Annotated in this window: 19 protein-coding genes and 3 tRNA genes; 13 read left to right on the forward strand and 9 right to left on the reverse strand. The window is 70.9% G+C overall.

Annotated features, from left to right (window positions below; translation table 11 throughout):
* Positions 1-195: 195 nt before the first annotated feature.
* Positions 196-268: transfer RNA gene (locus tag LTT61_RS24840), tRNA-Lys, on the reverse strand.
* Positions 269-494: 226 nt separating this feature from the next.
* Here LTT61_RS24840 and LTT61_RS24845 point away from each other — a divergent pair.
* A complete protein-coding gene (locus LTT61_RS24845) occupies positions 495-1,703 on the forward strand; it encodes a L,D-transpeptidase (protein WP_233016452.1) in 1,209 nt (402 codons plus the stop codon).
* Positions 1,704-1,766: 63 nt separating this feature from the next.
* Here the strand turns inward: LTT61_RS24845 and LTT61_RS24850 are convergent, their stop codons facing one another.
* From LTT61_RS24850 to orn, 3 genes are all read right to left on the reverse strand, one after another.
* On the reverse strand, positions 1,767-2,102 hold the full coding sequence (locus LTT61_RS24850; protein WP_233016453.1) for a hypothetical protein: 336 nt from the start codon (positions 2,100-2,102) through the stop codon (positions 1,767-1,769).
* A gap of 157 nt (positions 2,103-2,259) precedes the next feature.
* Positions 2,260-2,332, reverse strand: a tRNA-His gene (locus tag LTT61_RS24855).
* 55 nt (positions 2,333-2,387) lie between these two features.
* Positions 2,388-3,014: an oligoribonuclease gene (orn, locus tag LTT61_RS24860; protein ID WP_233016454.1), complete on the reverse strand. Its 627-nt coding sequence runs from the start codon at positions 3,012-3,014 to the stop codon at positions 2,388-2,390.
* 120 nt (positions 3,015-3,134) lie between these two features.
* Between orn and LTT61_RS24865 the strand changes: the two genes are divergently transcribed.
* Positions 3,135-4,844 (forward strand): helicase HerA-like domain-containing protein, encoded by a 1,710-nt coding sequence (locus tag LTT61_RS24865; RefSeq protein WP_233016455.1) that lies wholly within the window; start codon positions 3,135-3,137, stop codon positions 4,842-4,844.
* A 10-nt stretch (positions 4,845-4,854) separates the two neighbouring features.
* On the opposite strand, the gene cmrA is transcribed toward LTT61_RS24865, so the two are convergent.
* The 3 genes from cmrA to LTT61_RS24880 all read right to left on the reverse strand — a co-directional run bounded on the left by cmrA (position 4,855) and on the right by LTT61_RS24880 (position 8,387).
* Positions 4,855-5,658 (reverse strand): mycolate reductase, encoded by an 804-nt coding sequence (gene cmrA / locus LTT61_RS24870; protein WP_233016456.1) that lies wholly within the window; start codon positions 5,656-5,658, stop codon positions 4,855-4,857.
* 153 nt (positions 5,659-5,811) lie between these two features.
* The gene (locus LTT61_RS24875) at positions 5,812-7,839 is read right to left on the reverse strand and encodes an NADPH-dependent 2,4-dienoyl-CoA reductase (RefSeq protein ID WP_233016457.1); all 2,028 of its coding nucleotides are present in this window, start codon (positions 7,837-7,839) and stop codon (positions 5,812-5,814) included.
* Entirely contained in the window at positions 7,836-8,387 is a 552-nt protein-coding gene (locus tag LTT61_RS24880; RefSeq protein WP_233016458.1) for a PadR family transcriptional regulator, read from the reverse strand. Before LTT61_RS24880 ends, LTT61_RS24875 begins: the two co-directional genes overlap by 4 nt.
* 62 nt (positions 8,388-8,449) lie before the next feature.
* Between LTT61_RS24880 and LTT61_RS24885 the strand changes: the two genes are divergently transcribed.
* A complete protein-coding gene (locus LTT61_RS24885; RefSeq protein ID WP_332909254.1) occupies positions 8,450-9,838 on the forward strand; it encodes an MFS transporter in 1,389 nt (462 codons plus the stop codon).
* 4 nt (positions 9,839-9,842) lie between these two features.
* Here LTT61_RS24885 and LTT61_RS24890 read toward each other — a convergent pair whose 3' ends face one another.
* Positions 9,843-10,460, reverse strand: a complete 618-nt coding sequence (locus LTT61_RS24890; protein WP_332909205.1) for a TetR family transcriptional regulator — start codon at positions 10,458-10,460, stop codon at positions 9,843-9,845.
* A gap of 179 nt (positions 10,461-10,639) precedes the next feature.
* Between LTT61_RS24890 and LTT61_RS24895 the strand changes: the two genes are divergently transcribed.
* The 5 genes from LTT61_RS24895 to ectB all read left to right on the forward strand — a co-directional run bounded on the left by LTT61_RS24895 (position 10,640) and on the right by ectB (position 14,956).
* Positions 10,640-11,704: a ferredoxin reductase gene (locus LTT61_RS24895; RefSeq protein WP_233016461.1), complete on the forward strand. Its 1,065-nt coding sequence runs from the start codon at positions 10,640-10,642 to the stop codon at positions 11,702-11,704.
* Between the two features lie 10 nt (positions 11,705-11,714).
* A complete protein-coding gene (locus LTT61_RS24900) occupies positions 11,715-12,863 on the forward strand; it encodes a fatty acid desaturase family protein (RefSeq protein ID WP_233016462.1) in 1,149 nt (382 codons plus the stop codon).
* On the forward strand, positions 12,863-13,177 hold the full coding sequence (locus tag LTT61_RS24905) for a hypothetical protein (protein WP_233016463.1): 315 nt from the start codon (positions 12,863-12,865) through the stop codon (positions 13,175-13,177). Before LTT61_RS24900 ends, LTT61_RS24905 begins: the two co-directional genes overlap by 1 nt.
* 118 nt (positions 13,178-13,295) lie before the next feature.
* A complete protein-coding gene (locus tag LTT61_RS24910; RefSeq protein ID WP_233016464.1) occupies positions 13,296-13,601 on the forward strand; it encodes a hypothetical protein in 306 nt (101 codons plus the stop codon).
* Positions 13,602-13,708: 107 nt separating this feature from the next.
* The gene (gene ectB, locus LTT61_RS24915; protein WP_233016465.1) at positions 13,709-14,956 is read left to right on the forward strand and encodes a diaminobutyrate--2-oxoglutarate transaminase; all 1,248 of its coding nucleotides are present in this window, start codon (positions 13,709-13,711) and stop codon (positions 14,954-14,956) included.
* A gap of 78 nt (positions 14,957-15,034) precedes the next feature.
* Here ectB and LTT61_RS24920 read toward each other — a convergent pair.
* Positions 15,035-15,108: transfer RNA gene (locus LTT61_RS24920), tRNA-Arg, on the reverse strand.
* A 125-nt stretch (positions 15,109-15,233) separates the two neighbouring features.
* Here LTT61_RS24920 and LTT61_RS24925 point away from each other — a divergent pair.
* The 5 genes from LTT61_RS24925 (at position 15,234) to LTT61_RS24945 (ending at position 25,864) form a co-directional block, all read left to right on the forward strand.
* Complete coding sequence (locus tag LTT61_RS24925) at positions 15,234-17,285, forward strand: cytochrome c oxidase assembly protein (RefSeq protein WP_233016466.1); 2,052 nt, start codon at positions 15,234-15,236, stop codon at positions 17,283-17,285.
* Positions 17,278-18,210 carry a pyridoxal-phosphate dependent enzyme gene (locus LTT61_RS24930; RefSeq protein ID WP_233016467.1) on the forward strand — a complete coding sequence of 311 codons (933 nt, stop codon included), beginning with the start codon at positions 17,278-17,280 and terminating at the stop codon, positions 18,208-18,210. Before LTT61_RS24925 ends, LTT61_RS24930 begins: the two co-directional genes overlap by 8 nt.
* Before the next feature lie 123 nt (positions 18,211-18,333).
* The gene (locus tag LTT61_RS24935) at positions 18,334-18,873 is read left to right on the forward strand and encodes a single-stranded DNA-binding protein (RefSeq protein ID WP_233016468.1); all 540 of its coding nucleotides are present in this window, start codon (positions 18,334-18,336) and stop codon (positions 18,871-18,873) included.
* A gap of 75 nt (positions 18,874-18,948) precedes the next feature.
* Positions 18,949-20,625, forward strand: a complete 1,677-nt coding sequence (ettA, locus tag LTT61_RS24940) for an energy-dependent translational throttle protein EttA (RefSeq protein ID WP_233016469.1) — start codon at positions 18,949-18,951, stop codon at positions 20,623-20,625.
* A 358-nt stretch (positions 20,626-20,983) separates the two neighbouring features.
* On the forward strand, positions 20,984-25,864 hold the full coding sequence (locus tag LTT61_RS24945; protein WP_233016470.1) for an NAD-glutamate dehydrogenase: 4,881 nt from the start codon (positions 20,984-20,986) through the stop codon (positions 25,862-25,864).
* The last annotated feature ends 13 nt before the right edge of the window (positions 25,865-25,877 follow it).

Below are 25,877 nucleotides of genomic sequence, written 5' to 3' on the forward strand. Positions count from 1 at the left end.
GCCGAACGATCGGGTGATGCGAATGATCGTCGGGGACCTGCAGCTCCCTTACAGGTGAAGCCCGGCTGTCGGATCGGTGTGCACGTTTCGCTGGATGATGAACGGCCGACTGCGTTGTTTGGTGTTTTCTTGGTGATCGTCCAGTAGAACGAGTCAAGCCCAACCGTTAGGTGGGGCTTGACCTGGTAGTTCGTGTGCGCCATCAGGGACTTGAACCCCGAACCCGCTGATTAAGAGTCAGCTGCTCTGCCAATTGAGCTAATGGCGCGTGCTCCGCTGTGTTCCGGTGCGAGAGAGACTTTAACAGGCCGGGGGCCGGAAAGTGAAATCGGTATCCGGTGCCCCCGCGCGCCCACCGTGACCTGCTGTTAACGCTTTCGCGGCCGCCCGCGATCCGCAGGGAGGTGCCGTGCGAGAACGGGGCCCGGTCGAGCACGGCCGGCCCCGTTTTGCTGGCAGAATGACAGAAGAGGTCATCGGGAACGGGGTTTGACATGAGAGTTGATCGAGCGCGGCCGAGGTGGAAGAGGGCATCCGTGCCGCTGGTGGTGCTGTCGGTACTGGCGCTGGCGCTGTCGGCGTGCTCGACCTCGTCGGGCGTCGAGGCGGACAGCGTCGCCATCGACCGCAACCCCATCACCGAGCTGATCAAACCCAAGCTGGTGTCCCCGGTGAAGGACGGCGACAAGGGCGTCTCGCCTGCCATGCCGATGACGTTTCAGGTGAACGACGGCAGGTTCACCGAGGTGAACCTGCTGAACAACCAGGGCAATCCGGTGAACGGCACGCTCTCGCCGGACGGCCGCACCTGGCAGACCGCCGAGGTGCTCGGCTATGGCCGCACCTACACGATGAAGGCGAAGGCGATCGGGCTCGGCGGCGCGCAGACCGCCGCGGTGAGCTTCACCACAAGCTCGCCGGACAGCCAGACCAAGCCGTACCTGAACGTCGCCGAGGACGCGGTGGTCGGCATCGGGCAGCCGGTGGCGATCCAGTTCGACGAGAACATCCCGGACCGCAAGGCCGCGCAGGACGCCATCACCGTCACCACCACCCCGCCGGTCGAGGGCGCCTTCTACTGGGTGAACAACCGCGAGGTCCGCTGGCGGCCGGAGCATTTCTGGGCGCCGGGCACCAGGGTCGAGGTCAAGGTCAACGTCTACGGCCGTGACCTGGGCGACGGGCTCTTCGGCCAGGAGGACGTGAACACGCACTTCACCATCGGCGACGCGGTGGTCTTCACCGCCGACGACAACACCAAGCAGGTGGTGGTCGAGCGCAACGGCGAGGTGATCCGGACCATGCCGACCTCGATGGGTAAGAGCAGCACCCCCACCGACAACGGCGTCTACATCCTGGCCGACCGGCACGAGCACATCATCATGGACTCCTCCACCTACGGCGTCGCGGTGAGCTCGTCGGACGGCTACCGGACCCCGGTCGACTGGGCCACCCGGATGTCCTACAGCGGCATCTTCTTCCACTCGGCACCGTGGTCGGTGGGGCAGCAGGGCTACTCGAACACCAGCCACGGCTGCCTGAACCTGAGCCCGGAGAACGCCCGCTGGGTGTACGAGAACGCCAAGCTCGGCGATATAGCCATCGTCAAGAACACCGTGGGCGGCACGCTCTCGCCGGTGGACGGCCTCGGCGACTGGAACATGCCGTGGGCGCAGTGGAAGGCGGGCAACGCCGACGTCTGACCCACCCCCGACGTGAAAGGCCCCCGGTACCCGTACCGGGGGCCTTTCACGTGGGCGGAGTGCTCAGGGGATGACCGGCCCGGCGGTGCCGGGGCAGGTGAGGTTGCGGTTCATCGCGCTGCCGATGGCGGCGCAGAGCAGCGGCCCGCCGAAGAGCAGGCTCTCCAGCGCGGTCGCCGAGCCGGTGCCGGAGGAGCCGGTGGTGGTGGCGCCCGCGGAGGAGCCGGTGTCGAAGGCGGCGGCGGAGCCGGTACCCGCGGAGCCGGTGCCCGCGTTCAGCTGAACGGGCTGCACGGCATCGCCGGCGACGGCCTTCGGGGCAGGGGCCGCGGCGGCGGTGGCCGGGACCCCGGCGAGCAGCGTGGCACCCGCGACGGCGGCGAAAACTGCGGAACGCATCACAGGCGGATCGTCTTTCTGTCGAACGGAACGACATTCCGACGACGCCGCTCCGAACGGGGAGTCTACGGAGTGAAAAACGTTTCTGTCACATGGTTGCCCGCTACTGGCAGAAAGGGAAAGGGCCCGGGAGCGAAACGCTCCCGGGCCCTTCTCGGGTGAGTGACGGGGCTCGAACCCGCGACTTCCAGGATCACAACCTGGTGCTCTACCAGCTGAACTACACTCACCATCAGCACCGGAGTTCCGGCGCGCTCGATAGTAGCGTGCCCGGCGCCGGAATCGCTAATCGCCCTGGCTCCCGTGCGTCCGCGGGGAGCTGAGCTCGGCCGTCACGGCGGCTATCTCGGCGCTCGACGGCCCGGGCGGCGCCACGAACGCGGTGCGCCGGTAGTAGTCCAGTTCGCGGATGGACTCGGTGATGTCGGCGAGCGCGCGGTGCGCCAGCCCCTTCTCCGGCTGGCCGAAGTAGACCCGCGGGTACCAGCGGCGGCACAGCTCCTTGATCGAGCTGACGTCGATCATCCGGTAGTGCAGGTGCGCGTCCAGCTCGGGCATGTCCCTGGCCAGGAAGCCGCGGTCGGTGGCTATCGAGTTGCCTGCCAGCGGCACGGTGCGCGGGGCGGGCACGAACTCCCTGATGTAGGCGAGCACCCGCTCCTCGGCCTCGGCCAGGGTGACGGTGGAGGCGCGGACCTCGTCGGTGAGCCCGGAGCGGGCGTGCATCTCGGTGACCACCGGCGGCATGGCGGCGAGCGCGGCGTCGTCGGCGTGGATGACGATGTCGATCCCGTCACCGAGCACGTTGAGGTCGCTGTCGGTGACGAGCGCGGCCACCTCGATCAGCTTGTCGCTGTCGAGCCGCAGCCCGGTCATCTCGCAATCCATCCACACCACAAGTTTGTCCGACATCCGAGCACCATAACGCGGGCGCCGCACGCACCGGTGCCGCCACGGACCGGATCGGCGCGGATAGAGTGTGTCCCGGTTCGCCCCGGAGTTGCCATGGTTTCGAGTACAGGAGGACACGCGATGACGACCCCGCAGCAGAGGGCCGCCGCGGCGAGGCGGGCCGCCGACGAGGCGGCGCGGGTCGCGGCCGAGGCGGTCGCCGCGGCGGAGGCGGCGGAACTCGAGGTGGCGCTCGGGCAGCCCGCGGTGACCGGTGCGTCGGCGGTGGCGGGCGAGGTGGCCGCGGTCGAGGCGGCGACCGCGGGCTACGCCGTCGCGGGCGAGCCGGGCGCGGCGCGCGAGATCGCGGCGGGGTACGCGGCCGACGGCGCGGCGATCACGCTCGGTGCGGTGCTGGTGGACGGCGTCGTCGACGCCGAGGCGGTGGTCCGGCTGCCGCTGCGCACGGTGAACCGGCACGGCCTGGTCGCAGGCGCGACCGGAACCGGCAAGACCAAGACGCTGCAGGGGCTGGCCGAACAGCTCTCGCGCGCGGGCGTCCCGGTGGTCATGGCCGACGTGAAGGGCGATCTCTCCGGGCTCGCGGCCAGGGGCGTGCGCACCGAGCAGCTCACCGCCCGCGCCGCCGAGACCGGCGCGCGGGACTGGGCACCGGAGGAATTCCCGGTCGAGTTCGTCTCGCTCGGCACCGCGGGGATCGGGGTGCCGATCCGGGCCACCATCACCTCCTTCGGCCCGGTGCTGCTGAGCAAGGTGCTCGGGCTCAACCCGACCCAGGAGTCCACGCTCGGGCTGATCTTCCACTGGGCCGACCGCAACGGCCTCGCGCTGCTCGACCTGAAGGACCTGCGCGCCGTCATCACGCATCTGACCAGCCCGGACGGCAAGGCCGAGCTGGCCGGCATCGGCGGTGTCTCGACGGCCACCGCCGGGGTGATCCTGCGCGCCCTGGTGAACCTGGAGGCCGAGGGCGGCGACACCTTCTTCGGCGAGCCGGAGCTGGACCCGGCCGACCTGGTGCGCCGGGTGGACGGCCGCGGCGTGATCACGCTCTTCGAGCTGGGCGAGCAGGCGGCGCGGCCGGTGCTCTTCTCCACCTTCCTGATGTGGGTGCTGGCCGAGCTGTTCCAGACCCTGCCCGAGGTCGGCGACGTGGAGCGGCCGGAGCTGGTCTTCATCTTCGACGAGGCGCACCTGCTCTTCGCCGACGCCTCCAAGGCGTTCCTGGAGCAGGTGGAGCAGACGGTGAAGCTGATCCGCTCCAAGGGCGTCGGCGTCTTCTTCTGCACCCAGCTGCCCGCCGACATCCCGAACGCGGTGCTCTCCCAGCTCGGCGCGCGGGTGCAGCACGCGCTGCGCGCCTTCACCCCCGACGACCAGAAGGCGCTGGCCAGGACGGTGCGCACCTACCCGCGGACCGAGGTGTACGACCTGGAGTCCGCGCTGACCTCGCTCGGCACCGGCGAGGCGATCGTCACCGTGCTCTCCGAGCGCGGCGCGCCGACCCCGGTGGCCTGGACCAGGATCGTCCCGCCGCGCTCACTCATGGACACCATCGGCGCCGAGGCGATCCGCTCCCGCGCGCTCTCCTCCGGGCTGCACGGGAAGTACGGGCAGACGATCGACCGGGAGTCGGCGTACGAGATCATGGCGGCGAAACTGGCCGCCGCGCAGCCGGAGCCGGTGCCGGGGCGCGCCGAGCGGGCCGAGGAGTCGGCGGCCGACCGCATCCTGAAGAACCCGGCGGTGAAGAGCTTCCTGCGGTCGGCCGCGAGCGCCGCGGGCAGGGAGATCAGCCGATCGATCTTCGGCACCCGCAAGCGCCGCTGACCGGTCGGGCCTAGCTCCCGAGCCTGCGGTAGAAGGCGCCGGCGACCGGGGCGGTGACGGCGCGCGGGCCGTACTGCCCGGCGACGCTCATGCCCTTGCTGATCAGCCCGGGGACCACGCGCATCTTGTTCTTGGCCAGCGCGTCCAGCGACACCTTTGCGGTGTACTCGGACGAGACCCACATGAAGCCGGGCACCAGCCGGTCCACGATGGAGGCATCGGCGGGGTCCGGGATCTCGGTGCGCACCGGGCCGGGGGCGAGCAGCGTGACGTGCACGCCGGTGCCCTTGAGCTCGCCGCGCAGCGACTCGGAGAAGGTGTTGGCGAAGGCCTTGCTGGCGGCGTAGGTGGTGTTGTTCGGGATCGGCATATTGCCCGCGGCCGAGCCGCTGATCAGGATGCCGCCCGCGCGGTTGGCCAGCATGCCGGGCAGCACCGCGAGGCTGAGGTCGTGCACCGCGACGGCGTTCAGCTCGAGCTGGTCCCGCTCGTAGGCGGGGTCGAGTTCGGCGACCGCGCCGAAGGTCGCGATGCCCGCGTTGTTGCAGAGCACCGCGATGTCGCGGCCGGCCAGCTCCGCGGTGAGCGGCGCCCGCGCGGCCCGGTCGGCGAGGTCGACCGCGCGCACCTCGGCGGTGATGCCGTGCTTGGCGGTGAGCTCGTCGGCGAGCGCGGTGAGCAGCTCCTCGCGCCGGGCGACGAGGATCAGCGAGTAGCCGCGGGCGGCGAGTTCGGCGGCGAGCGCGGTGCCGATGCCGGAGGAGGCGCCGGTGACGACGGCGCGGTTGTCGGTGGTGGGGGAGGGCAGGCTCACCCGGGTGAGCCTAGGGGATGGCGGGCCTGGCCCCCGAGCCCCCGGCCGATCCGGTCGATGTCGGCGGCCTGCGGTCGGCGGCACTGCACTGTCACTCGGCGCAAGCGCCGTTCGACTGAATTTTGCCGCGGTGGGCCAGTCCGGCGATGCGGATCAGAGCCGCGCGGCCAGGCGGGTGCCCTGGTCTATGGCGCGCTTGGCGTCGAGTTCCGCCGCCACGTCGGCGCCGCCGATCACGTGCGGGGTGACGCCCGCGGCGCGCAGCGGGTCGGCCAGCTCGCGGACCGGCTCCTGACCGGCGCAGATCACCACGGTGTCCACCGGGATCAGCCGGGGCCGCTTGCGCTCGGGGCCGAAGCTGATGTGCAGTCCGGCGTCGTCGATGCGCTCGTAGTTCACCCCGCCGATCCGCTCGACGCCCTTGGCCTTCAGCGCGGCCCGGTGCACCCACCCGCTGGTCTTGCCGAGCGTGGCGCCGAACGCACCCGGCTTGCGCTGTAGCAGCACCACATCGCGGGCGGCGGGCGCGGGGCGCGGGGCAGTGAGCTGCCCGGGCAGCTCCTCGTCGAGGCTCACCCCCCACTCCGCCTTCCACTCGTCGAGCTTCAGCGTGGGATGACCGTCGACGGTGAGGAATTCGCTGATGTCGTAGCCGATCCCGCCCGCGCCGATCACCGCGACCCGCTCGCCGGGCTGCTTCTCCGCGCGCACCAGCTCGGCGTAGGAGATCACCATCGGGTGGTCGATGCCGGGGATGTCCGGGATCCGCGGCCGCACCCCGGTGGCCAGCACGACCTCGTCGTACCCGCCCGCGATCAGCTCGGCGGCCGTGACCCGGCGGCTCAGCCGCACCGTGACGCCGGTGACCTCGAGCATGCGGGTGAAGTACCGGATCGACTCGTCGAACTCCTCCTTGCCCGGAATCCGCCGCGCCAGGTCGAACTGCCCGCCGATCCGTTCCTCGGCCTCGAAGAGCTCGACGGCGTGCCCGCGCTGCGCCAGCGCGACCGCCGCGGCGAGCCCGGCGGGCCCGGCCCCGACCACCGCGACCCGCTTGCCGCGCCGGGTGGGCAGCAGCGTCAGCTCGGTCTCGTGGCAGGCGCGCGGGTTGACCAGGCAGGAGACGGTCTTGTGCCGGAAGGCGTGGTCGAGGCAGGCCTGGTTGCAGGCGATGCAGGTGTTGATCTCGTCCGCCCGGTCGGCCGCGGCCTTGCGCACCCAGTCCGGGTCGGCCAGCAGCGGCCTGGCCATGGAGACCAGCGCGGCGTCGCCGCGGGTCAGGATCTCCTCGGCCACCTCGGGCATGTTGATCCGGTTGGAGGCGCAGACCGGGATCGAGACGGCGCGGGTGATCCGCGCGGTGAACTCGGTGAAGGCGGCGCGCGGCACCGAGGTGACGATGGTCGGCACCCTGGCCTCGTGCCAGCCGATATCGGTGTTCAGGATGTCCACCCCGGCGGCCTCGAGTTCCCGTGCCAGCGCGGTGATCTCGGTGAGCGTCTGCCCCTGCTCCACGAACTCGGCCATGGAGAGCCGGAAGAGCAGCAGGAAGTCGGTGCCGAGCTCGGCGCGGATCCGGCGCACGATCTGCACCGCGATGCGCTGCCGGTTCGCCGCCGAGCCGCCCCAGCGGTCCGTGCGCCGATTGGTGCGCGGGGCGAGGAACTGATTGAGGAAATACCCCTCGCCGCCCATGATCTCGACCCCGTCGTACCCGGCCAGCCGGGCCAGCCGGGCGCAGCGCACGTAGTCGTCGATGGTGCGCTCGATGCCGCGGGCCGACAGCGCGCGCGGCCGGAACGGGTTGATCGGCGCCTTGATCGCGGAGGCGGAGACGCTGGCCGGCCAGTACGAGTAGCGCCCGGCGTGCAGGATCTGCAGCGCGATCAGCCCGCCCGCCTCGTGCACCGCGGCGGTGACCTCGCGGTGCCGCAGCGCCTCGGCGGTGCTGGTCAGCTTGGCGCCGAGCGGGAGCAGCCAGCCGGTGCGGTTCGGCGCGTAGCCGCCGGTGACGATCAGCCCGACCCCGCCGCGCGCGCGTTCGGCGAAGTACGCGGCGAGTCTGGAAATGTCGCGGGCCCGGTCCTCCAGCCCGGTGTGCATGGAGCCCATGACCACCCGGTTGGGCAGCGTGACGTGCCCGAGGTCGAGCGGCTCGAGCAGGTGCGGGAAGCGAGTCATGCGGGCCCGGCCTTTCCCGGGCGCAGCGCCCGGAGTACTTCGTCGCACCAGTCGACGAAGCCGGTCTCGACGCGGATGCCGCCGCGCAGGACCAGGTACTGGTGCAGGGTGGTGCCGGAGAGTTGCTCCGGCGCGGGGAAATCACGCTTCTCCAGCATGCGGAAGACCTCGAGCCGGGCGGCGTGCTGCTCGCGGTGCCGCTCCACCTCGACGCAGAGCGCGGCGACGTCGCCGTGCGCGGCGCCGCGGATCTTCACGCCGAGCTCGTTGCGCGGCATTCCGGTGTCGGTGGGCTCGGCGATCCAGCGGGCCAGCTCGGCCCGGCCCGCCGCGGAGACGGCGTAGACCTTCTTGTCCGGCCTGCCCGCCTGCGGCACCGATTCGCCGACCACCCAGCCGGATTCGGCCATCCGCTTGAGCACCCGGTAGATCTGCTGGTGCGTGGCGCGCCAGAAGTAGCCGATGGACTTGTCGAAGCGGCGCGCCAGTTCGTACCCGGAACCGGCCCGCTCGGTGAGCGAGACCAGCAGGGCGTGCTCGAGGGCCATGCCGGAAGGATAGTCGTAACACCGAGTACTATGCAATTGGTTGCATAGGGCGTTTCGCTGCGATTCCCGGCCCCGACCCGGATAGGCTGCCCGGTATGACGGAGGTGAACGCCCGGGCCACCGTCGGTGGCGCGGCCACGCGCGGACAGGTGGTGGCCTGGGGGCTGTGGGACTGGGGCTCGTCGGCGTTCAACGCCGTCATCCTCACCTTCGTCTTCTCGGTGTACCTCACCGACACGGTCGGCGACGACCTGCCCGGCGGTACCTCGGCCAGCGCCTGGCTGGCCTGGGCGCTCGCCGCGGGCGGGCTGGTGGTGGCGCTGACCGCCCCGGTCAGCGGGCAGTACTTCGACGCGGCGGCCGGCCGCAAGCGCGCGCTCGGGGTGCTCACCGGCCTCACCGTCGCCTGCATGACCGGCATGTTCTTCGTGCACGACGACCACGGCGACCTCTGGCTCGGGCTGGTGCTGCTCGCCTTCGGCGCCGCCTTCTTCGAGCTGGCGAACGTGCCCTACAACGCCATGCTGCGCCAGGTCTCGACGCCGCGGACCATCGGCCGGGTCTCCGGCTTCGGCTGGGCCATGGGGTACTTCGGCGGGATCTTCCTGCTGCTGATCTGCTACTTCGGCTTCATCGCCGGGGACGGCGACAGCCGCGGGCTGCTCGGCGTCCCCACCGACGACGGGCTGAACATCCGCCTGGTGGCGATGCTGGCCGCGGTCTGGTTCGCGGCCTTCGCGCTGCCGGTGCTCTTCGCGGTCCCCGAGCTGCCGCGCACCGACGCCGACCCGGGCGCCGCCGACGCCGGGCTGCTCGGCTCGTACCGGGTGCTCTGGCGCGACCTGCGCGAGCTCTGGCGCGTCGACCGCCGCACCGTGCAGTTCCTGCTGGCCAGCGCGGTCTTCCGGGACGGGCTGGCCGGGGTCTTCACCTTCGGCGCGGTGCTCGCGGTGAACGTCTACGGCATCGCCGACTCCGATGTGCTGCTCTTCGGCGTCGCCGCGAACGTGATCGCCGCGATCGGCGCGGTGGCCGCCGGTCGCTTCGACGACACCATCGGGCCGAAGCCGGTGATCGTGGTCTCGCTGGCGGGCATGGTGATCTGCGGGATCGGGCTGCTGCTGGTGTCCGGGCCGGTGCTGTTCTGGGTGTTCGGGCTGCTGCTCACCGCGTTCGTCGGGCCCGCGCAGGCGGCGGCGCGCTCGTTCCTGGCCCGGCTCGCCCCGCCCGGCCGGGAGGGGCAGCTGTTCGGGCTCTACACCACCACCGGGCGCGCGGTGTCGTTCCTCGCGCCCGGGCTGTTCGGGCTCTTCGTCTGGATCTTCGACGCCGACCGCGCCGGCATCGTCGGGCTGGTGCTCGTGCTCGCGGCGGGGCTGCTCGTCCTGCTCCCGGTGCGCAGCCCGGACCGGGCCGAGGTGGCGGAGCCGCCCGGCGCGAAGGAGTACTGAGCGCTCAGCCCCGCGGCGGTTTCCAGGAGCCCATGCCGACGCCGATCAGCGTGACCTTGCGCACAGTCAGCTCCACGATCGCGGACTCCTCGCGCTCCGGCACCGAGACGAACGCGGCGATTCCGTCCGAGACCGTTGCCACGAGCAGCTCCGCCGCGATCTCCAGATCGTCCGAGCTCCAGGTGTCCAGCGTCGGCACCCGGGAGAGGTCGGTGACGAGCTCGCGCACGATCAGCTGGATCTCCAGCGCGATCGCGCCGCGGATCACCGCCGAGCCACCGTGCCGCTCGCGCGCGAAGAAGCCGAACAGCTCCCGCTTTGCGCGCACCTGATCGAAGACGAAGCGCACGATCTCCGAAAGCTGCGTCCCGGAATTCCGCCTGACCTCGCGCAACGCCAGCCGTAGCGCCTTCACCCCGTCGTCGACCAGGGCCCGGCCCAGATCGTCGAGGGAGGGGAAGTGGCGGTAGAAGGCGGTCGGTACGATTCCCGCCGACCGGGCGATCTCGCGCAGGCTGAGGGCGGCGAAACCCCGCTCGGCGGCGAGCGTGAGCGTGCCGTCGAGCAGTGCCTGCCGCGTGCGCTCCTTGCGCTCGCCCCGGGTGGCCGCCTGCTCAGTCACATCGCTGAGCATACATGCGTTCACCACGACTTCCTCGCGTCATTGTTGCTGCCGTCACACGTGTGCGCGGTTGACACCGCCCTGTCCCTATCCGTCACACTAGGTGAGTGTACAGGCGTGCACTGAAATTTACGGGGCATGCCTATCGGCGACAGTCATCGACGGTATGGAGCAGCGACATGGTGGATCTCGTCAACCTTGTGCAGACCCTCACCTCCCCGCACCCGGTCGACCGGTACCTGGAGCTGGTGCGCCCGACCCTCACCATCGGGCGCATGCGCGCCGAGGTGCAGCGGGTGAACCGCTCCGCCCCCGGCTCGGTGACGCTCACCCTGCGGCCGACCAAGCAGTGGCGGGGCCATGTCGCCGGCCAGTACGTCACGCTCGGCGTCGTCGTCGACGGGGTGCGGCACACCCGCTGCTACTCGCCGGTGAATGCCGAGCTCGGCCGCGAGCGCAGGCTGGAGATCACCGTCAAGGCGCACTCCGGCGGCATCGTCTCCGAGTACCTGTACCAGCACGCGGCGCCGGGGCTGGTGGTCGATCTGGAGCCCGCCGCTGGCACCTTCGCGCTGCCCGAGCCGCGCCCGGAGCGGGTGCTGCTGGTCAGCGGCGGCAGCGGGATCACCCCGGTGCTCTCCATGCTGCGCACGCTGGCGGAGGAGGATCACCGCGGCGATGTCCTCTTCCTGCACTTCGCCAAGGCCGAGGTCTTCGTCCCGCACCGGGACGAGCTGGCGCGCATCGCCGCCGAGCACCCGAACCTGCGGGTAGAGTTCCGCTATCCGGACCGGCGCACGGGCACCGGCTACTTCGACCGGGCCGAGCTCGAACGGCTCGCCCCCTGGTACCGCGAGGCGGAGACCTTCGTCTGCGGGCCGGCCAAGCTGATGGACGGGGTGCGCGAGGTCTTCGAGGCCGAAGGGCTCGGCACCCGGGTGCACAGCGAGGAGTTCACCCTCTCGCCGGCCCCGGTCAGCACCGAGGACGTGCACGGCGCCACCACCTTCTCGGCCAGCGACGTCCGCTCCGACAACACCGGCGAGAGCCTGCTCGAGCAGGCCGAAGCCGCCGGGCTCACCCCCGAGTTCGGCTGCCGCATGGGGATCTGCTTCTCCTGCACGGCGGTCAAGCGCACCGGCTGCACCCGCAACCTGCGCACCGGGGAGACCGACAGCGATCCCGACCAGCCGATCCAGCTGTGCATCAGCGCCGCCGTCGGCGACGTCGACATCGAGATCTGAAGGAGTCAGCATGACCATCCTCACCGAGACCAAAGACGGCCCGCTCGTCCTCAGCCCCGAGAACATCGAGGAGATCGGTCGCGCCCTCGACGAGCTGCGCGACCGCGTCGTCGCCGACCTGGGCGAGCGCGACCGCGAGTACCTCTACAAGGTGATCAAGGCCCAGCGCGGCTTCGAGGTGGCGGGCCGCGGGCTGATGTACCTCGGCTTCCTCCCGCCGTTCTGGCTGGCCGCGGTGGCCTCGCTCTCCGTGTCGAAGATTCTCGACAACATGGAGATCGGCCACAACGTCATGCACGGCCAGTACGACTGGATGCGCGAGCCGGACATCAACTCCCGCGAGTTCGAGTGGGACAACGTCTGCCCCGCCGACCAGTGGCGGCACTCGCACAACTACATGCACCACACCTTCACCAATATCCACGGCATGGACCGGGATATCGGCTACGGCGTCCTGCGGATGGACGAGGGCCAGAAGTGGAACCCGTACTACCTGGGCAACCCGCTCTACGCCTTCCTGCTCATGGTGCTGTTCGAGTGGGGCGTCATGATGCACGACGCCGAGGCGGAGAACATCGTGCAGGGCAAGCGGAAGTGGTCCGACCTCAAGCCGCTGCTCAAGGGCTGGTGGAAGAAGGCCGGGCGGCAGACGCTCAAGGACTACGTGGTCTTCCCGGCGCTCACCGGCCCGCTGTTCCTCAGCACGCTGGCGGGCAACGCCACCGCGAACCTGGTCCGGAACGTGTGGGCGTTCTCGATCATCTTCTGCGGCCACTTCCCGACCGGCGTACAGACGTTCACGCAGGACGAGACGATGGACGAGACCCGGGGCGAGTGGTACATCCGGCAGATGCTGGGCTCCGCGAACATCGAGGGAAGCAAGCTCTTCCACATCATGTCCGGCAACCTCTCGCACCAGATCGAGCACCACCTCTTCCCCGACCTGCCCGCCAGCCGGTACCCGGAGATGGCGCCCGAGGTGCGGGCGCTCTGCGAGAAGTTCGGGCTGCCCTACAACACCGGGCCGTTCAGCAAGCAGATCGGCTCGGTCTGGGCCAAGATCTTCAAACTCGCGCTGCCCGACAGCTTCACGGAGGGCGATCCCACCCCCGGTGTTATCGTCATGCGAAAGCGAGAGGCGACCGAAGCGGGCGTGTGATGATCGGGAAATTCGAGAGCAACAAGGATCTCATCCAGGAACTGACCGTGTCGGGGGCGAAGCGGGTCGGCAATATCGCCTCGATCATCACCGGCACGGTCGGCGCGGTCACCCGCGAGATCGGCGACTGGATGACCGACGCCATCGAGATGCGCGAGGCGGCCGCCGCCGCCAAGCGCGACGCCGAGGCGCAGCGCGCGGAGGAGGCGGCCGACGTGGCGCCGCAGCCCGCGGCCGCCGCGCCCGTGCCGAAGCCGGAGAGCTCGATCCTCGATGCCGAGGTGGTCGACCACCCCGGTGACGGGGTCCGCTGACTCCCGGCATCCCCGGAATGCCCCGGCCGTGTACTCGGCCGGGGCCTTCCTGTCTCCGGGCCCGTCACCGAAATCGCGAGACCGCCGCCGCGGCGAGCTATCAGCTAATCTTCGGATCGTGCCCGCGTACGTCTCCTCCCCGGAACTCACCTTCGGGTTCCTGTTCGCGCTGGAGGATCCGGAGCGGATCGCCGACGTGGTGCGCGACCTGGTGGTCGGCAAGACCGTCTCGGTCTTCCGGCTGGCCCGGCTCTCCGACGACGACGCGCTGCCCGAGCGATTCGTGGTGAACTGGGCCGCGATCCCGCAGATCAACGTCACCACGAAGGCGCCGGAGCCGGATCAGCTCCGGGCCGACGGCATCCTGCTGGTGAACGCCTTCCTCGGGGAGAACGGCGAGGTCAGCCTCTACTCCGCGCACTGACCATCCGGTTTTGCGCAAAAACCGTGCAGAACCCGGTTGCGCAGTGTTAGAAACGCATGCGCTTCAGAAAGCTCGGAGCATCGTCGCTCACCGATCGGGGACCGCCCATGACCGCCTCTGTTTTCGAGACCGTCGAGTCGAACGTGCGCGGCTACTGCCGGGTCTGGCCGACGGTCTTCGCCACCGCGAGCGGCAGTTGGCTGCGCGACGAAGCCGGCCGGGAGTACCTGGACTTCTTCGCCGGAGCGGGCGCGCTCAACTACGGCCACAGCAACCCGGTCTTCAAGCAGGCGCTGGTCGACTACATCCTGAACGACGGCATCATCCACAGCCTCGACATGGCGACCATCGCCAAGCGCGACCTGCTGGAGACCCTGCGCGACCTGGTCTTCGTGCCGCGCGGGCTGGACTACAAGGTGCAGTTCCCCGGCCCGACCGGCGCCAACGCGGTGGAGGCCGCGCTCAAGCTCGCGCGCAAGATCACCGGCAGGCAGACCGTGCTGAATTTCACCAATGCCTTCCACGGCATGTCGCTCGGCGCGCTCTCGGTCACCGGCAACGCCGCCAAGCGCGCGGCCGCTGGCGTCCCGCTGCCGTACACCAACCCCATGCCCTACGACGGCTTCCTCGGCGGCGAGGACGAGCTGCGCTGGATGCGCCGCGCGCTCGACGACACCTCCTCCGGCCTGGACAAGCCCGCCGCGGTGATCGTGGAGACGGTGCAGGGCGAGGGCGGCATCAACCTCGCCCGGGTCGAGTGGCTGCGCGAGCTCGCCGAGCTCTGCGCCGCCCGCTCCATCCTGCTCATCGTGGACGACGTGCAGATGGGCTGCGGCCGCACCGGCCCGTTCTTCTCCTTCGAGATCGCGGGCATCACCCCCGACATCGTCGCCATGTCCAAGTCCATCGGCGGCTACGGCCTGCCCATGGCGCTGGTGCTGTTCAAGGCCGAACACGACCAGTGGACCCCCGGCGAGCACAACGGCACCTTCCGGGGCAACAACCCGGCCTTCGTCACCGCGCGGGTCGCGCTGGAGCAGTACTGGTCCGACGACGTCCTGGAGCGCGCGGTGCTGGCCAAGGGGGAGCGGCTGGCCGCCGGGCTCGGCGAGATCGCCGCGGGCTACCCGGGGACGACCACCCGCGGCCGCGGCCTCATCCACGGCCTGGTCTTCGCCGACCCCTCGCACGCGGGCAAGGTCTCGCAGGCCGCCTTCGAGCTGGGTTTGCTGGTGGAGACCTCCGGCTCGACCAACCAGGTCGTCAAACTCATGCCGCCGCTGACGCTGAGCGAGGACGAGCTGGACCACGGGCTCGGGCTGATCGGCACCGCGGTGGCGGCGGTCTGCGGCTGAGATTGCCGGTTTGCCCGCGATACGCGGCGGGTACATTTCCGGGGACATGCGCGTGCGCCGCCCATGGAAAGTGGTGTGCGCCCCCGGCAGGAATCGAACCTGCGACCTAGGGATTAGAAGGCCCTTGCTCTATCCAACTGAGCTACGGAGGCAGTCGCATCCACGGTGGCCGGTGGCATCCCCGCGTGCACCGGCACGGCGAGTATAGCGACCCGGCGCGCCGGAGACCCGGCAGCCGTCCGTCACGGAGTTTCCCGCTCGCACTACGCTGGGTCGTATGTCCGCCCCGCACGAATCCGCTCCGGTGAGCGATGTTCCCGCGGACGCTCCGGCGCCGGTCGCGGGGCCCTTCACCTTTCCGGTCCTGCTCGCCGTCGCCGGTGCCGTCGGCGCGGTGGTCGCCGCGCTCGTCGTCGGGCTCTCGGCGGCCGAGGCGCTGACCCTGCTCGGGATCCCCGATCCGGGGCCGCTGACCACCTACGGCCTGCCCGCGGTCCGGGCGCTCGCCGATCTGGCGGCGGCGCTCACCGTCGGCTCGCTGCTCTTCGCGGCCTTCCTGGTGCCGCCGCAGCGGGACGGCCTGCTCGACGTGGCCGGGTACCGCGCGGTCCGCCGCGCCTCCGACGCCGCGCTGGTCTGGGCCTGCTGCGCCGCGCTGCTCGTCCCGCTCACCGCCTCGGACACCACGGGGCGGCCGGTGCGCGATGTCTGGCAGCCCGCCGAGCTGTGGCGCGCCGTCGGGCAGATCGAGCTGGCCGGGGCCTGGCGAACCACGGTGCTCTGCGCGCTGCTCGTCGCGGTCGGCGCCCGGCTGGCGCTGCGCTGGGGCTGGACCCCGCTGCTGCTGCTCGGCGCGGTGATCGCCATGATGCCGCTGGCGCTGACCGGGCACTCCTCGTCCGGCGGGGCGCACGACGTCGCCACCAACTCGCTCATCCTGCACCTGATCTCGGCCGCCGTCTGGGCGGGCGGGCTGGCCGCGGTGCTGGCGCACGCGCTGCGCGACGGCGCGCACACCGCGCTCGCCGCGCGCCGGTTCTCCGCCGTCGCGGCGGTGGCCTTCGCCGTGATCGCGGCGAGCGGGGTGATCAACGCCTGGGTCCGGATTCCGCCCGGCGACCTGTTCGACACGACCTACGGCCGGTTGGTGCTGGCCAAGGCGGCCGCGCTGATCGTGCTCGGGGTCTTCGGGTACCTGCAGCGGCGGGCCGCGCTGCCCGCGCTGGCGGCCGATCCCGGCGACCGCGGGGCGCTGCTGCGCTTCGCCGGGGTGGAGGTGCTGCTGCTGGCGGCGACCTTCGGGCTGGCCGCCGGGCTCGGCCGGACCCCGCCGCCCGCCCCGACCGCCGTTCCCTCGCCGACCGAGGTCGAGCTCGGCTACGACCTGGCCGGGCCGCCGACCTTCGCCCGGCTCGCCTTCGACTGGCGCTTCGACCTGCTCTTCGGCACCGCCGCGGTGGTGCTGGCGGTGCTCTACCTGCTCGGCGTCCGACGGCTGCGGGCGCGCGGCGACCGCTGGCCGGTGGGGCGCACCATCGCCTGGCTCTCCGGCTGCCTGGTGCTGCTCGTCGCGACCTCGTCCGGGGTCGGGCGGTACTCGCCCGCCGTGTTCAGCGTGCACATGGGCGCGCACATGGCGCTCTCCATGCTGACCCCGATCCTGCTCGCGCTCGGCGGCGCGGTGACGCTGGCGCTGCGCGCCCTGCCGCCGGCGGGCCGGGAGAACCCGCCGGGGCCGCGGGAGTGGCTGCTGGCCGCGGTGCACAGCCCGGTGTCCAAGTTCCTGACCCACCCGATCGTCGCCTCGGTGATCTTCGTCGGCGGCTTCTACGCGCTGTACCTGGGCGGCATCTTCGACGCGTACGCCGATTCGCACGCCGCGCACGTCCTGATGAACCTGCACTTCCTGCTCAGCGGCTACCTCTTCTACTGGGTGGTGATCGGGATCGACCCCAAGCCGCGCCGGGTGGAGCCGCTCACCAAGCTCGCCATGGTGTTCGGCTCGCTGCCGTTCCACGCCTTCTTCGGCATCGCGCTGATGAGCATGACCACCGTCATGGGCGCCTGGTTCTACCGCAGCCTCGGCATCGACTGGAACGCCGACCTGCTCGGCGACCAGCGCACCGGCGGCAGCCTGGCCTGGGCCAGCGGCGAGGTCCCGCTGGTGGTGGTGATGCTGGCGCTGCTCATCCAGTGGTCGCGCGGCGACGAACGGCTGGCCCAGCGCACCGACCGCGCCGCCGACCGCGATCACGACGCCGAGCTGGCCGCGTACAACGCCATGTACGCCGAGCTGGCGCGCCGCGACCGTGGGCCGCGCGGTGACTGACTCCGCGACCACCGCCGCGCCGCCGCGGGTCTTCCGCTCCGACGTGCGCGCGGCCCGCAGGCGGCTCGCGGGGCAGCTCCGCAAGACCCCGGTCTTCCACACCACCGTCGCCGGATTTCCGGTCTCGCTCAAGCTGGAGTACCTGCAGCACGGCGGCACCTTCCAGCTCCGCGGCAGCCTGAACGCCCTGCTCACCGCGGCCGCGCGGCCGACGCAGGTGGTGCTCGCCGCCGGCGGCAATGCCGGGATCGCGGCCGCGCTCGCCGCCGCGGGGCTCGGCCGGACCTGCACCGTCGTCGTCCCGGAGACGGCGCCGCACAGCAAGGTCGCCGCGATGTGGTCGCACGGCGCCGAGGTGCGCTGGCACGGCACCACGCTCGCCGAAGCCTGCGCACACGCCGTCGAGCTCGCGGCCGGGAGAGGGGCGCTGTACCTGCCGGTGCACGACACGCCCGCGGTGGTCGCGGGTATCGGCGTACTCGGGCTGGAGCTGGAGGAACAGGTGCGCGGCAGGCCGCCGGTGCTGGCCGCGGTCGGCGACGGCGCGCTGATCGGCGGGCTGGCCGCCGCGCTCGGCAGGCGGCAGCAGGTGATCGGGGTGGAGCCGGAGCGCAGGGCGCTGCTGCGCGCCGCGCTGAGCGCGGAGCGGCCGGTCGGGGTGCCCGCCGCCGACTCCGCGGGGCCGGACCGGATCGGGGCGATCGCGCTCGACCTCGCCCGCCGCACCGAGGTCCCCGCGCTCACCGTGACCGACGACGCCGTCGACGCGGCCCGCGACCTGCTCTGGCGCGAGTTCCGGATCGCGGTGGAGCCGTCCGCCGCGGCGGCGCTCGCCGCCCTGCTCAGCGGTGCTTTCGTCCCCGAGCCGGGGCGCCGGACCATCGTGGTGCTGTGCAGCGCGAACGGCGACCCGGCCGCGCGCTGAGCCCGGGTTGTCCACAGGGGCGGAGTTATCCACAGCCCCCCTCGTGGACGGGGTCGTCCCCCGCCCCGCTGCGGCACCCTGGGAGCCGGACACGAAGAGCGTGGATGTGAAGGGGGCGCGACGATGTACGAGGCGATGGCGACGGTGGCGGGCACGGTGGTCACCCACCCGGCCAAGCGGGAGCTCGCGAACGGGGAGCCGGTGATCACCTTCCGGGTGGCGAGCAATTCCCGGCGGTTCGATCAGGCGTCGGGGGAATGGGTGGACAACGGCACGTTGTTCCTTACGGTGAGCTGTTGGCGGCGCTTGGTCTCCGGCGTGCACGCCTCGATCCGCCGCGGTGACCCGGTGCTGGTGCACGGCCAGCTGCGGACGCACGAGTACCGCGCCAAGGACGGCGTCGAGCGGCGCGACCTGGAGATGCGGGCCGTCGCCATCGGCCCCGATCTGGCGAGGTGCACGGCGGCGATCACCCGGCGCGCCGAACGGCAGAAGCCGGAGGCAGGGGAGTCGGAGGTGGCCACCGCGCCGATGCCGGAGGCCAGGGTGGCGCCGCGGGAGCTGCCGGAAGCCGCCGACGGGCCGTTCCCGGATCGCGCGGTCGAGTCGGGTACGGTGAGCCGCCCGGGTCCCACCCGCATCGCCGAGCCGGTCGACGCTTGAGCGCACGGTCGGCGGGCGCCCGCAGGGCCCGCTCCCGCACGGTATCCGTTTCCTTCCACCGATAGGCTTTGCTCCATGGCTGAGTTCATCTACCAAATGAAGAAGGTTCGCAAGCGGCACGGCGACAAGGTCGTACTCGACGACGTCACGTTGAACTTCCTTCCCGGTGCCAAGATCGGTGTCGTCGGTCCGAACGGCGCGGGTAAGTCGAGCGTGCTGAAGATCATGGCCGGACTGGACCAGCCGAACAACGGCGAAGCGTTCCTCGCGCCCGGCGCGACGGTCGGCATCCTGCAGCAGGAGCCGCTGCTGAACGAGGAGAAGACCGTCCGCGGCAATGTCGAGGAGGGGCTCGGCGAGATCAAGGTCAAGCTCGACCGCTTCAACGAGATCGCCGAGCTCATGGCGACCGACTACTCCGACGAGCTCATGGACGAGATGGGCAGGCTGCAGGAGGATCTGGACCACGCCGACGCGTGGGACGTCGACTCCCAGCTGGAGCAGGCCATGGACGCGCTGCGCTGCCCGCCGCCGGACGAGCCGGTCACCAACCTCTCCGGTGGCGAGCGCCGCCGCGTCGCGCTCTGCAAGCTGCTGCTGAGCAAGCCCGACCTGCTGCTGCTGGACGAGCCGACCAACCACCTGGACGCCGAGTCGGTGCTCTGGCTGGAGCAGCACCTGGCGCAGTACGCCGGCGCCGTGCTCGCCGTCACCCACGACCGGTACTTCCTGGACAACGTGGCCGGCTGGATCCTGGAGCTGGACCGCGGCCGCGCCATCGGCTACGAGGGCAACTACTCCACCTACCTGGAGAAGAAGGCCGAGCGGCTGGCGGTGCAGGGCAAGAAGGACCAGAAGCTGCAGAAGCGGCTCAAGGAGGAGCTGGCCTGGGTGCGCTCCGGCGCCAAGGCCAGGCAGGCCAAGAACAAGGCCAGGCTCGACCGCTACGAGGAGATGGCCGCCGAGGCCGAGAAGACCAGGAAGCTCGACTTCGAGGAGATCCAGATCCCGGCCGGGCCGCGGCTCGGCAGCGTGGTGGTCGAGGTGGAGCACCTGGACAAGGGCTTCGGCGACCGCCAGCTGATCAAGGATCTGTCGTTCACGCTGCCGCGCAACGGCATCGTCGGCGTCATCGGCCCGAACGGCGTCGGCAAGACCACGCTGTTCAAGACCATCGTGGGGCTGGAGCAGGCGGACAGCGGCATCGTCCGGGTCGGCGAGACGGTCAAGCTGAGCTACGTCGACCAGAGCCGCGGCGGGATCGATCCGACCAAGACGGTGTGGCAGGTGGTCTCCGAGGGGCTCGACTACATCCAGGTCGGCCAGCAGGAGATGCCGTCCCGCGCCTACGTGTCGGCGTTCGGCTTCAAGGGCCCGGACCAGCAGAAGCCGGCCGGGGTGCTCTCCGGCGGTGAGCGCAACCGGCTGAACCTGGCGCTCACCCTCAAGGAGGGTGGCAACCTGATCCTGCTCGACGAGCCGACCAACGACCTCGACGTGGAAACTCTGAGTTCGCTGGAGAACGCGCTCGAGCAGTTCCCCGGCTGCGCCGTGGTGATCTCGCACGATCGCTGGTTCCTCGATCGCACCTGCACGCACATCCTGGCGTGGGAGGGCGACTCGGCGAACGAGGCCGCGTGGTTCTGGTTCGAGGGCAACTTCGAGGCGTACGAGGCGAACAAGATCGAACGTCTCGGCCTGGAGGCGTCCCGCCCGCACCGGCTCACGCACCGCAAACTGACCCGCGACTAGTTTTTTCCGGCCGGAATTTCCGGGTGGGTTCGATCGCGACCGGTCGGACCCATCCAGCCGGTCCGTTCTCCCACTCACCACGGCCCGCAACTTATTGCCCCACCAGTAGCTTCCGTACTGTCGCGCCGTATTCGCGCGGAGTCGATAGTGTGGGTTACGTGCAATTCCAGGTTCGGTCTGAACCTTCCTCGCTCCGCCGTGCACTCGCCCTCGATCGCCGAGTGGTGAAATCCGCCGTCGCAGTGCGCGTTCCCGGACCCGCTGGAGTGTCCGGCGTGCACCGTCGAGGTGGTTCTCCCCGCATCATGGCCGATGCACGGCTGATCACCGAATCCGTACCGAGGGAGATGTCAGGAGCATGACGGTGTCGTCCGAAGTGTCCACAGAGCAGTGGTCCGAGAGTTTGCCGGAGCAGGTGCGCGTGTCGCTCACCGAGCTCGGGGAGGCGTACTTCCGGCATGTCGACGCCGGCGACGTCGACTACGCCATCCACGGCGGCACCGACATCTTCCGCCTGCACATCGAACTCGCCCGCGTGCGGCGGCCCCGCGAGGCCGTGGTGCGGGTCTTCCACCCGGACGCGTCGGACTTCGGCCCCGCGCTGCAGATCGTCACCGACGACATGCCGCTGCTGGTCGAGTCGGTCTCCGCGACGCTCGGCAAGCTCGGCGTCCGGATGGTCGAGCTGGTGCACCCCATCTTCGAGGTGCGCCGGGAAAACGGCGTCCTCACCGCGGTGACCCCGCACGGGGCGGGGAACCGGGGCGACGACTGGATCTCCGAGTCCTGGATGTTCGTGCAGCTGCCGCCGACGGTGAGCTCCGCGCTGCTGGAGAAGGTGCGCTCCTCGATCACCGAGGTCATCGAGGATGTGCGCCAGGTGGCCGCCGACACCGGCGACATCCTCCGGCAGCAGCAGGCGGTCGCCGGGGCGCTGCGCGCCGCGGCCGAGCGCGGCGACGCGCCGTTCCCCGCCGATGACCTGCTGGACACCGCGAAGCTGCTGGACTGGCTGGCCGAGGGCAACTTCACGGTGCTCGGTTACGGCCGCTACCGCTACCACGACGGCGACGAGGTGCCGGAGCCGATGCGGGAGAGCTGCCTCGGCGTGCTCGCCCCCGATGTCGGCACCGACTTCGCGGTCCCCTTCGCCGGCGCCGACCGGCCGCTGCTGGTGCTGACCCAGGGGCTGGTCCGGGCCACCGTGCACCGGGCGGCGTACCCGTACTTCGTCGGGGTCGCCGACTTCGACGAATCCGGCGCGGTGATCGGCGAGCACGTCTTCCTCGGCGTCTTCACGGTCACGGCCGTGCACGAGAACGTGCTCGACATCCCGGTCATCGCCCGCCGGGTGGAGACGGCCATCGAGCGCAGCGGCCACGAGCTGTCCTCGTACTCCGGCCAGGCGATGCTGGAGACCATCCAGTCGCTGCCGCGCACCGAGCTCTTCTCCTCCGACGCGGACAGCCTCGGGCACACCGCCTCCGCCGTGCTCACCGTGCGCCAGCGCAGGCAGGTGCGGCTGTTCCTGCGCGCGGACCGGCAGGGCCGCTTCGTCGCCTGCCTGGTGTACATGCCGCGGGATCGCTACACCACCGAGGTGCGGCTGCGGATGCAGGGCATCCTCGGGCAGCAGCTCGGCAGCGACGACATCGAGTACTCGGTCCGGGTCAGCGAAAACGAAATCGCCAGCGTGTATTTCACGATCCGGATGCCGCGGGGGACCGACCTGCCCGACACCGGCGACGAGAACCGCAGGCGGATCCAGCGGCTGCTGGTGGAGACCAGCAAGTCCTGGCAGGACCGGCTGGACGAGGAGCTCGCCACCACCGCCGTCGTCACCACCGAGGTGCTCGACCGCTACATCGGCGCCTTCCCGGAGAGCTACAAGCAGGACTTCGACTCGGCCCGCGCGCTGGCCGACATCGTGCGGCTGGAGCGGCTCGGCGCCGACTCCATCGACCAGTTCCTCTACCGCACCCCGGATTCCGCCCCCGGCTCGTGGCGGTTCAGCCTCTACATCGGCGGCTCCGGGGTCTCGCTCAGCCAGGTGATGCCGGTGCTGCAGAGCCTCGGCGTCGAGGTGGTCGACGAGCGGCCGTACCGGATCACGCCGCGCGCGGGCACCGCCGGGCGCGGTGAGTGGTGGATCTACGACTTCGGCGTGCAGGCCCGCCCCGAGCTGCTGCGCGACGCGCTGGACAAAGACCTGGACGCCGAGCTGCTGCGCTCGCCGAACGGCGCCACCGCGGTGCACGCCCCGCCGGAGGGGCTGCGCGACCGGTTCGTGCAGGCCTTCGAGGCGGCCTGGTTCGGCCGGGCCGAGGCCGACGGGCTGAACGAGCTGGTGCTGCGCGCCCGGCTCGCCTGGCGCGACGTCTCGGTGCTGCGCGGCTACGCGAAGTACCTGCAGCAGGCGGGGTTCCCCTACAGCCAGGTCAATATCGCCCGGGTGCTGCTGGTCTACCCGGAGGCCGCCCGGCTGTTGCTCGACCTCTTCGCCGCCCGGTTCGACCCCGATGCCGAATCCGCGGAGCGGGCCGCCGAGTTGGAGGGGCGGCTGCGCACCAGGATCGACGAGGTGGTCAGCCTGGACGCGGACCGCATCCTGCGTGCCCTGCTCGGGCTGATCCGCGCGACCCTGCGCACCAACTACTACGTCACCGGCGCCGACGGCGAGCCGCGCGACTTCCTCTCGATCAAGGTCGAGCCCGCCGAGATCGCCGAGCTGCCCAAGCCGCGGCCGAAGTACGAGATCTTCGTCTACTCGCCGCGGGTCGAGGGCGTGCACCTGCGCTTCGGTTCGGTGGCGCGCGGCGGGTTGCGCTGGTCGGACCGGCTGGAGGACTTCCGCACCGAGATCCTCGGGCTGGTGAAGGCGCAGGCGGTGAAGAACGCGGTGATCGTCCCGGTCGGCGCCAAGGGCGGCTTCGTGGTCAAGCGCCCGCCCGTGCCCACCGGTGACGCGGCCGCCGACCGCCAGGCGCTCGCCACCGAGGGTGTCACCTGCTACCGCACCTTCATCGCCGGGCTGCTCGACCTCACCGACAACGTCGACCTCGGCACCGGCGCGGTGCGCCCGCCCGCCCGCGTGGTGCGCCGCGACGGCGACGACACCTACCTGGTGGTCGCGGCGGACAAGGGCACCGCGCGCTTCTCCGACGAGGCCAACGACGTGGCCGGGCGGTACGGCTTCTGGCTCGGCGACGCCTTCGCCTCCGGCGGCTCGGCCGGGTACGACCACAAGGCCATGGGGATCACCGCGCGCGGTGCATGGGAGAGCGTCAAGCGGCACTTCAGCGAGCTCGGCATCGACACCCAGACCCAGGACTTCACCGTGGTCGGCGTCGGCGACATGTCCGGCGACGTCTTCGGCAACGGCATGCTGCTCTCCGAGCACATCCGGCTGGTGGCCGCCTTCGACCACCGGCACATCTTCCTCGACCCGGACCCGGTCGCGGCCACCTCGTACGCCGAGCGGCAGCGCATGTTCGCGCTGCCCCGTTCGTCCTGGGCGGACTACGACACCTCTCTGATCAGCGCGGGCGGCGGCGTCTGGGAGCGCACCGTGAAGGCGGTGCCGATCAGCGCGCAGGCCAGGCAGGCGCTCGGGCTGGCGGACGGCGTCACCTCGCTCTCCCCGCCGGAGCTGGTGCGGGCCATCCTGAAGGCGCCGGTGCAGCTGCTCTGGAACGGCGGCATCGGCACCTACATCAAGGCGAGCAGCGAGACGAACGCCGACGTCGGGGACAAGTCGAACGACCCGGTCCGGGTGAACGGCAACGAGCTGCGCGTCCACGTGATCGGTGAGGGCGGCAACCTCGGCGTCACCGCGCTCGGCCGGATCGAGTTCTGCCTGGACGGCGGCAAGATGAACACCGACGCCCTGGACAACTCGGCCGGTGTCGACTGCTCCGACCACGAGGTCAATATCAAGGTGCTGCTGGACGGCGTGGTCAGCGGCGGCGAGCTGGCCGCGGCCGACCGCAATCCGCTGCTCGCCTCGATGACCGACGAGGTCGCGGAGATGGTGCTGCGCGACAACGTCACCCAGAACATGCTGATGGGCGTCTCGCGCACCGAGGCTCCGCACATGGTGAGCGTGCATCGCAGGCTCCTCGACGACCTGGAGCGGCGGCGCGGGCTGGACCGGGAGCTGGAGGCGCTGCCCACCGACGACGAGCTGCAGCACCGCTACGAGCACCACAGCGGGCTCACCTCGCCCGAGCTCTCCAACCTGATGGCGCACGTGAAGCTGGCGCTCAAGGCGGACCTGCTCGATTCCGACCTGCCGGACATCCAGCACTTCTCGAACCGGCTGCCGCTGTACTTCCCGACCCCGCTGCGCGAGCGCTTCGCCCCGGCCATCAAGCGGCACCGGCTGCGCCGCGAGATCATCACCACGATGGTGGTCAACGAGGTGGTCGACTACGGCGGCATCACCTACGCCTACCGGCTGCGCGAGGAGATCGGCGCGGGCACCACCGACGCGGTGCGCGCCTTCGCCGCCGCGGCGCAGATCTTCGACCTGCCCGCCCTGTGGCAGCGGATCCGGGACTGCGATGCCCCCGCCGCGGTGCGCGACCACCTGGAACTCGAGACGAAGCGCACACTCGATCGCGCTTCGCGCTGGTTGCTGATCAATCGCCCGCAGCCCATCGCGGTGGGCGCGGAGATCAACAGGTACGCCGCCGGGGTGGCGGAGCTGCGCGAGGCGGCGCCGAACTGGCTGCGCGGGCCGCACGTCGCCAGCCTCACCGACCAGGCCTCCGACCTGATCGCCCGCGGCGCGCCGACCGGCCTCGCCACCGAGGTGTTCGGCCTGCTCAACCTGTATCCGCTGCTCGACATCCTCGACGTCGCCGACATCGTGAACCGGGACGGTGACGAGGTCGGGGCGCTGTACTACGCGCTGAACGAGCACCTCAAGATCGACTGGCTGCTCGCCGCGGTGAGCGGCCTCGAGCGCGGGGATCGCTGGCACGCGCTGGCCCGGCTCGCGCTGCGCGACGATATGTACGGTTCGCTCCGCTCGCTCACCATGGACGTGCTCAGTGACTCGGAGCCGGACGAGGAGCCCGGCGACAAGATTGCATACTGGGAGTCGAGGAATCAGTCCCGCCTCGGGCGCGCCCGGGCGGCACTGGCCGAACTGTTCGAGTCCGGCACCCACGATCTGGCCACCCTCTCGGTTGCGGCGCGGCAGGTCCGAAGCATGGTGAGCGGCGTGGGTGCGTAACCGGAGGTAGCAA

The organism is Nocardia asteroides, from assembly GCF_021183625.1.
Lineage (GTDB): Bacteria > Actinomycetota > Actinomycetes > Mycobacteriales > Mycobacteriaceae > Nocardia > Nocardia asteroides_A.